Source organism: Nesiotobacter zosterae (assembly GCF_033843645.1).
GTDB lineage: Bacteria > Pseudomonadota > Alphaproteobacteria > Rhizobiales > Stappiaceae > Pseudovibrio > Pseudovibrio zosterae.
On record NZ_JAWXVZ010000002.1, the window covers coordinates 397,547 to 404,144 of the forward strand.

Consider the following 6,598-nt stretch of genomic DNA (forward strand, 5'->3'; position numbering starts at 1 on the left):
CTCTGTCCCGCGTCTTCAGCTCAAGGACCGGGTCTGGTCTGCATGCATCAGCGCTGCAGCGATGGTTTCGGGTTGCTCGGCCCCGGAAATGCCAAACCGGTTGTCAACCACGAAGAACGGCACCCCAGTAACACCCATCACTGAGGCTTGCTCAACAGCGGCACTGACATTGGCAAGGTCTTCATCGCTTTCCAGCCTTCGACGGATCGCCTCACTCTCAAGGCCTGCATCCCCAGCAATCTCAGATAACGTGTCGATACGGCTCAAATCTTTTCCGTCGATGAAGAAGGCCTGAAACAGAGCTTCCACCATCTCTTCCTGCCGGTCGTTTTCTTGAGCCCACAGGATGAGCCGATGTGCGTTCAAGGTGTTGGGGGACTTGGTGATCTTGTCGAAGGCAAATGGAATCTCTTCCTGCTGGCCTGCGGCCTCGATCCGGGAATAGACATCCTTGGCTTGCTCCGCCCCCCCGAATTTTTCTGAAAGGTAAAGCTGACGGTCTTTGCCCTCGGCTGGCAGCGTACTGTCGAGCTGAAACGGAAGCCATGTGGTTTCAACTTTGATGTCCGGCACCAATGCCAGCGCCTTTTCAAAGCGCCGTTTTCCGATGTAGCACCAAGGGCACATCACGTCTGAAATCACGCTGACTTTGAGGGGAACAGGTCCAAACATCTTTATGCTCTCGTTGAGTGGCCGGGGACGCCTATGGTCAGGTACCAAGACCTGTTGTGCGTACCATCATCATGATGCGACTGGAAAGCTGGTCCATGCCCTTTTTGGTGCGCAAAAGCGCGATCGGCCCCCGGTTTTCGACATTGGCGACAAAGTCCTCATCCCGGCACACGGCCATTGCGATAGAAAGAACTGTCCCTGTCCAAGCGTCTCTATTACGGGACATCAGTGAATCGTCGTGAGCCGTAAAGCGGCCAATCAAATCGAGAAGGTCCAGCTCAAATACGGACTCGCCGCGTCGACCAGTGGAGTCCTTAAGCATCTCCAGGTAATCGAGATAGATCTGCTCATCCAACAATCCATTGGACTGCCCCCGTGAGAGCAGCTTGCTGGAGGCCGTCAAAATGCCGTTGGAGAGGCGCTGGCGCCGTCCTGCGCGCAGAGCTGACATCAGATGCCCATAGACAGCCGGATCGGCCATGTTGCCCACCAGCACGTCCGTAGCGCCTGCTGCGTACAAAGTTTCCGCATCCTCTCGGTTCGAGGCATAGGCAAGGGTGGGCAAGCTGTAAAAGCGCGGGTCAGCTCTCAGGCGCGAAATTGTATCGCAGCTTTCCCAAAGAGGCCCATCCAGCATCAGTGCCTCAAAGGTCCGCTGTCCGAGGAACTCCAGTGTCATGTCAGCGGTAAAGGTTGCAATCACTTCTGCCTTGCGGTCAGTCAGGCTCTGTACCAGCGCAAAATGCCCGCCCATCCCGGCAAGCAGCAGCGTGGGCTTGTCATCAATGTCACTGAAGGTTTCCGAGGCGATCTGTGTTCCCAGCAAGCGGCGGCGCAAACGCGCTTCTTCCGAGCGCAAGGCCATTCGCCGAACCATGGCAAGGCGGGGGATCAATACGCTTGGGGGAATGGCATCACTAAAGCACGCACTGGCCTTCATGTTGAGCGGCACCTGCGCGTTGCCTGAGGTTATGATGACCAACGGCACTTCAACATGCTGGTTGCGTCTGTATCCCTTCAGATACGCGGCCATTTCCGTCAGCTCTGGTGGGTTTGCCACCGACCACGGCAGGATGACGCAGACGGGCAACGGCGCAGCATGATCAAGTTCATCCTGAAGCGCTGAAAGACTGCGGATGATGGTGAGCCGGTCTGAAAGCTCCGCAAGCGGTGCCAGCATGTCAAGAACGTGCGTCTTGACGGGAGACAGGAGCAGGATCTTCCCGAAGCTGCTGGTCTCTTCTACTTGCAGATTTACGGAGCTCAGATGGGTCATATGTCCTCTCAGGCCACCGCGGTTTTCTCTCTTGGCTGAGAGCGGCGTGCCAATCTTGTTCTATCGACTTCACCCGCTTCCGAGCGTGGCAGCGAGCGCAATGAGAAGATGCGGTGGGGCAGCATCGCCAAGCTGACGCGTTCTGCATCCAGATACGCATAGAATGCGTCCACATCTACCGTTGCACCCTCGCTGGGCACGACTGCGACCATTAAACGGGCACCCAGTACCTCATCTTCTACCAGAAAAGCAGCCGCTTCGCTTACCCCCGGGAATGCACTGTAGATCATATCAAGGTGTGGCAATTCAGAGGAATCAGGTGCAATCGTCCCGGTACGGCCAAAATCGGAAATCGCACCGTTTGCGATCTGAACGGGAAGATTGGTTTGAGTACAACCACTTTCGGTGAGTTCAAGGCAGGTTTCCGCGTCCGGCCAGTTGGCGCTCGGCACCATTGCCCCCTGCAAAGTGATTAGGGTTTCATCCCCGTTATCCAGCGTATCCAAAGACATAAGCACCGGGCCATGGATGTTGCCGGAAGGCGCATGCACGTTTCCAAGTTCCAATTTGTTTGGCAGAACATTGGTGCCGCGCAGTTTGGCGACAAAACCAAAGTCCTCCAGCACATGAAGATCTATGAAGGTGCCATTTGATTTGTAGCGGGCAGGGCGCGTTGAGGTCGGCGACCAGACAGCGGTTACGGCCGTGTTCCAGCCTTGCAAGGCTTCATCGATGTGCGGGGCCAGCGCCCCTGGCACCAGAACATAATCCGCGTCCACCGTTCTGGCATGGTCGGTGAGGCTGTGAAGGGCAATCGGGTGATGAAGGTGCAAGGTTCCTTCGCTCAAAAGCCAGGGAACCAGCCCTGCGCCGATGCCAGTCATGCCACAGGCCACAAAGGGCACGACCAGATTGGCCTTGGTCTTCAGCCGCGCCTCCAGAAATGGCATCAACCCCGCCGAGATCCAGTGGTTGTGGCTTCTAGGTACAGGTGCCGGACCGTGTTTGGTCTGGATCCAGGTAAGTGTGGCGATGTGGTTGGCCGCGTTCTTGTCCGCGCTGCGCCCAACTGTTTCCGCAGCCTCCGCGTACTGCTGCACGAGCGGGGCCAACTCCAGCACCCCATCTGGCACGGAACTGCCAAGGCCAAAGACAAACTTCAGCGAGAAATAATCAGCAGCGGCATCTCGCGCATCTTCGCCCAGGAAACGCGCTTCAATACGGTCAGCGGTGATGAAAGCCTTAGCGCCCACCGTGCTCAAAGCCTGAAGGATTTCCCGGTGACGCCAGTGCAGCGGGAAGGGGGACACAATCAAACCGGCCCGCCAGGCGCCCAGCATGGTCAGCACCGTGTCAACTGTGTTGGGCGCTTGAATGCCGATCACCTTGTCGGGTTCCAGCCCCACGGCAGAGAAAAACGCCGCAATGCGATTGATCTCTTCTTCTGCCTGCTTGAACGTCAATTTGCGCGGCTTGCCGCCGGTCCATTGGGCGCGGTCCGGCGCGTCCACCAGTGCCAATTGGTGCGGGTTTGTCTGCGCGGCGCGTTTCACCAGCGCATCCAAGGTTACCGAGCCCCAGACACCGCTGGTGGTGTATTGCGCGATCGTCTCTTCGCTACAAAGGATCATGTTGCCCCCGTCAGTGACCCTTATTGAGAAGCGGTGGCTGACCACCAATTGTCGTATTGATGACCATAGGTCGGGCTCTTTTCCGGGTGTTCCAGCGTGGTCCAGCGGCCCACCCATTCATTGGGAACGTGGTAAAGAGGTATAGCATAAGCACCGGAAATGAGCACACGGTCCATGGCGCGAACAGCGGCAACGAAGTCTTCACGGCTGCGGGCCGCGACCATGGCGTCAATCAAAGCATCCAGTGCAGGTTCTTTTGCCCCAACAATATTGCGCGAACCTTTGATGTCTGCAGCTTCAGACGACCACCGGGCATATTGTTCACCGCCGGGTGACAGAGAAGCGGACCAACTGTTGAACAGCATGTCGAAATCAAAGTTGAAGCGGCGCTCCTCGAACTGAGAGGCGTCAACGGAGCGGACCTGCATATCCACACCAACCAGTTTCATGGTGCGTTGCAGGGTCAGCGCCACACGTTCTTCATCTTGAGTACGAACGAGAATTTCGAAGGAAAGAGGCTCTCCTGTTTCGGCGTTTACCAGTTTGCGGTCCTGCAGCTTGTATCCGGCTTCTTGCAGCAGAGAAAGCGCGCCTCTAAGTACCGCGCGATCGCGGCCAGAACCATCCGCCTGAGAGGGACGCCAAGTTCCATCCATTACATCGCTATCAACCGCGCCCTCAAACTCAGCAAGGAGATCGCGTTCTTGTGCACTGGCCGGCTGGCCAATGGAAGACAGCTCGGAATTGTCCCAATAGCCCGCCGTGCGCTGGTAGAGACCGCGGAAGAGCGTGCGATTGATGAAGTCGAAATCAACGAGCATACCCAGCGCCTGCCGGACGCGCTTGTCTTGAAACTGCGGACGACGGGTGTTGAAGGCGAGGCCCAGCATTGGGGCTGGGGTTCCTTTTTCAAAGACGTCTTTGACGACCCGCCCTTCGTTGAATGCTGGAAAGTCGAAACCGGTCTCCCAGGTGGCTGGGTTCCCAATCTGCAAAGCTTCCACATCGCCTTTCTTGAATGCCTCCAACAAGGCATTGCTGTCGCGGAAGTAGTCGATGGAGATCACATCGAAATTGTCAAAGCCGACTTTTACAGGCAGGTCTTTAGCCCAGTAGTCAGGATCACGCTCATAAACCACGCGGCGGCCGGGATCGACTTCTTTAAAGGTATAGGGGCCCGAGCCGACCGGAGGCACCAAGGTGCTTTGGTCAAAGGTGTCTGGATTCGTATCGCTTTTGGAGAAGATCGGAGCCAAAGCAATCAAGAGGGGCAGTTCGCGATCCTTGCCGTCGGCGAAGTGCAACTTGATGGAGCGTTCTCCGGTACGTTCAAACTCCGTGATGCGGCTGTACCAGCCTTTGAATGGCGGGCGTCCTTTCTCACTCATGATCTTCAGTGAGAACTCCACATCTTCCACAGTCACAGGCTTGTCATTGGAGAATTTGGCGGCTGGATTCAGGCGAAATTCTATCCAATTTCTCTCGTCTGGCATCCGTACGGCTTCTGCCAGATGGCCATAAAGCGTGAACGCTTCATCGTTAGATCTTATGAGAAGGCTTTCAAAAATGTTCTGCCCCATCTGGCGCTCTTTCATGCCGCGCGCAGAGGTCCAGGCCCCTTTCAGGATGAACTGGTTCAAGCTGTCGAAGGTACCCTGAACACCAAGCCGGATACGGCCACCCTTGGGCGCATCGGGATTGGCATAAGGAAAGTGTGTAAACCCTTCCGGGAGCGCGGGTTTTCCGTGCATGGAAATTCCGTGACCCCATGGAACGGTCTCATCGGCGAAGGCGGGGGCGCTCACGCTCAAGGGGGCGGCCAAGGCCATGCCGAGAAATGCAGTAAGCATAAAGCGCAGCCTTTTGGTGGAGACAGCGCTTGGGGAACTGCAGAAAGAGACCATTCAGATTTCTCCTAGGGAACTGTTTAGGAATTATGTTTAATATGATTCTGTCACAACGCCAGCCTACCGACCTTTGGAAAAGCCCCCATTCACGGGTATTCTATGCCTAGAAATTTGCCGTGGACATGTTTAAACAGGGGCTAAATGGCATTCCTCTTCGTGCTTTGGTGTTTACTCTGAACCCTTCAAGCGGGTGCACTGGCGCAATCAGCCGCTGTGTTTATGTGGTGGAAGAGAGCTTGTCTCACAGATTTACAGGTCGCCGACATGCACTGTCTTCAGTTATGGTCGGCCGCAAACAATTGAGGGAATTTGGAATGGCCAATCATTTGAAGCGCATTGTTGCTGGTGGGGCAATGGCTGTCGTGGCGGCACTCGGCTTTTCGACTGCTGCGTCCGCACAGGCTCAGCCTGATGATGCTTGGGTAAAGGTGTGTAACACTGATCCGAACTCTAAGAAGGAATTTTGCCTCATCACTCAGGAACTGCGTACCGACACTGGCCAGTTCCTTGCTCAGGCAGTTGTGCGCGAAGTGACCGGCGAAAGCCGCAAGCTTCTGCACCTGGCAGTTCCTCCAGGAATGCTGATCCAGCCTGGCCTGCGTGTTCAGATCGATGCTGCAAACCCGACCGAAGCCAAATACACCATCTGTTTCCCGAATGCGTGTATCGCTGAACTCGTGATTGACGACGCTTTCATCGGTTCCATGAAGCGCGGCAACAAGCTGGTCATCACGACGCTGAACCAGCAGGGCAAGCCACGTCCGTTTGACATGACGCTTTCTGGTTTCACCCGCGTTTACGACGGTGAGGCAATCAAGCCGGAAGAACTGCAGCGCAAGCAAGAGCAGCTTCAGTCCGAACTGCAAAAGCGCGCGGAAGAAGCACGTCAGCGCCTGATCGAACAGCAGCGCAAGGCGAGCGAAGCAGCAAACAACTAAGTTGTTGTTGAGACAACGTTGAACAAAAAACGCCGCTCCGATTGGGGCGGCGTTTCAGACTGCTGACAAAGTGATTGAAAGTCCTCGCTTTATGCGGGGACTTTTGATTCAATGGGGTATGTTGAAGAAACCCTCCCCCCAGCAGACCGCTTTTGAGATGGTCAGTCTCGAGAG

General features: G+C 55.9%; 5 protein-coding genes. 1 reads left to right on the top strand and 4 read right to left on the bottom strand.

Translation table 11 applies throughout. From position 1 onward, the window contains the following. Positions 1–15: 15 nt before the first annotated feature. Genes Q3Y58_RS04740 through Q3Y58_RS04755 form a run of 4 tightly spaced genes read right to left on the bottom strand, consistent with a single transcriptional unit; the run spans position 16 to position 5,429 of the window. On the bottom strand, positions 16–672 hold the full coding sequence (locus Q3Y58_RS04740) for a DsbA family oxidoreductase (protein WP_319621242.1): 657 nt from the start codon (positions 670–672) through the stop codon (positions 16–18). A gap of 37 nt (positions 673–709) precedes the next feature. Next, the gene (locus tag Q3Y58_RS04745; RefSeq protein ID WP_319621243.1) at positions 710–1,948 is read right to left on the bottom strand and encodes a DNA-binding response regulator; all 1,239 of its coding nucleotides are present in this window, start codon (positions 1,946–1,948) and stop codon (positions 710–712) included. An 8-nt stretch (positions 1,949–1,956) separates the two neighbouring features. After that, the gene (locus tag Q3Y58_RS04750) at positions 1,957–3,579 is read right to left on the bottom strand and encodes an AMP-binding protein (RefSeq protein WP_274216880.1); all 1,623 of its coding nucleotides are present in this window, start codon (positions 3,577–3,579) and stop codon (positions 1,957–1,959) included. A gap of 20 nt (positions 3,580–3,599) precedes the next feature. Then, positions 3,600–5,429, bottom strand: coding sequence for an extracellular solute-binding protein (locus tag Q3Y58_RS04755; protein ID WP_319621244.1), 1,830 nt, complete (start codon positions 5,427–5,429; stop codon positions 3,600–3,602). Between the two features lie 371 nt (positions 5,430–5,800). Between Q3Y58_RS04755 and Q3Y58_RS04760 the strand changes: the two genes are divergently transcribed. Then, positions 5,801–6,424 carry an invasion associated locus B family protein gene (locus tag Q3Y58_RS04760; protein WP_274216882.1) on the top strand — a complete coding sequence of 208 codons (624 nt, stop codon included), beginning with the start codon at positions 5,801–5,803 and terminating at the stop codon, positions 6,422–6,424. The last annotated feature ends 174 nt before the right edge of the window (positions 6,425–6,598 follow it).

Bases quoted from the DNA above. Each gene is read 5' to 3' on its own strand.
- Q3Y58_RS04740 (WP_319621242.1), bottom strand. From the start codon at position 672: ATGTTTGGACCTGTTCCCCTCAAAGTCAGCGTGATTTCAGACGTGATG.
- Q3Y58_RS04755 (WP_319621244.1), bottom strand. From the start codon at position 5,429: ATGCTTACTGCATTTCTCGGCATGGCCTTGGCCGCCCCCTTGAGCGTG.
- Q3Y58_RS04745 (WP_319621243.1), bottom strand. From the start codon at position 1,948: ATGACCCATCTGAGCTCCGTAAATCTGCAAGTAGAAGAGACCAGCAGC.
- Q3Y58_RS04760 (WP_274216882.1), top strand. From the start codon at position 5,801: ATGGCCAATCATTTGAAGCGCATTGTTGCTGGTGGGGCAATGGCTGTC.
- Q3Y58_RS04750 (WP_274216880.1), bottom strand. From the start codon at position 3,579: ATGATCCTTTGTAGCGAAGAGACGATCGCGCAATACACCACCAGCGGT.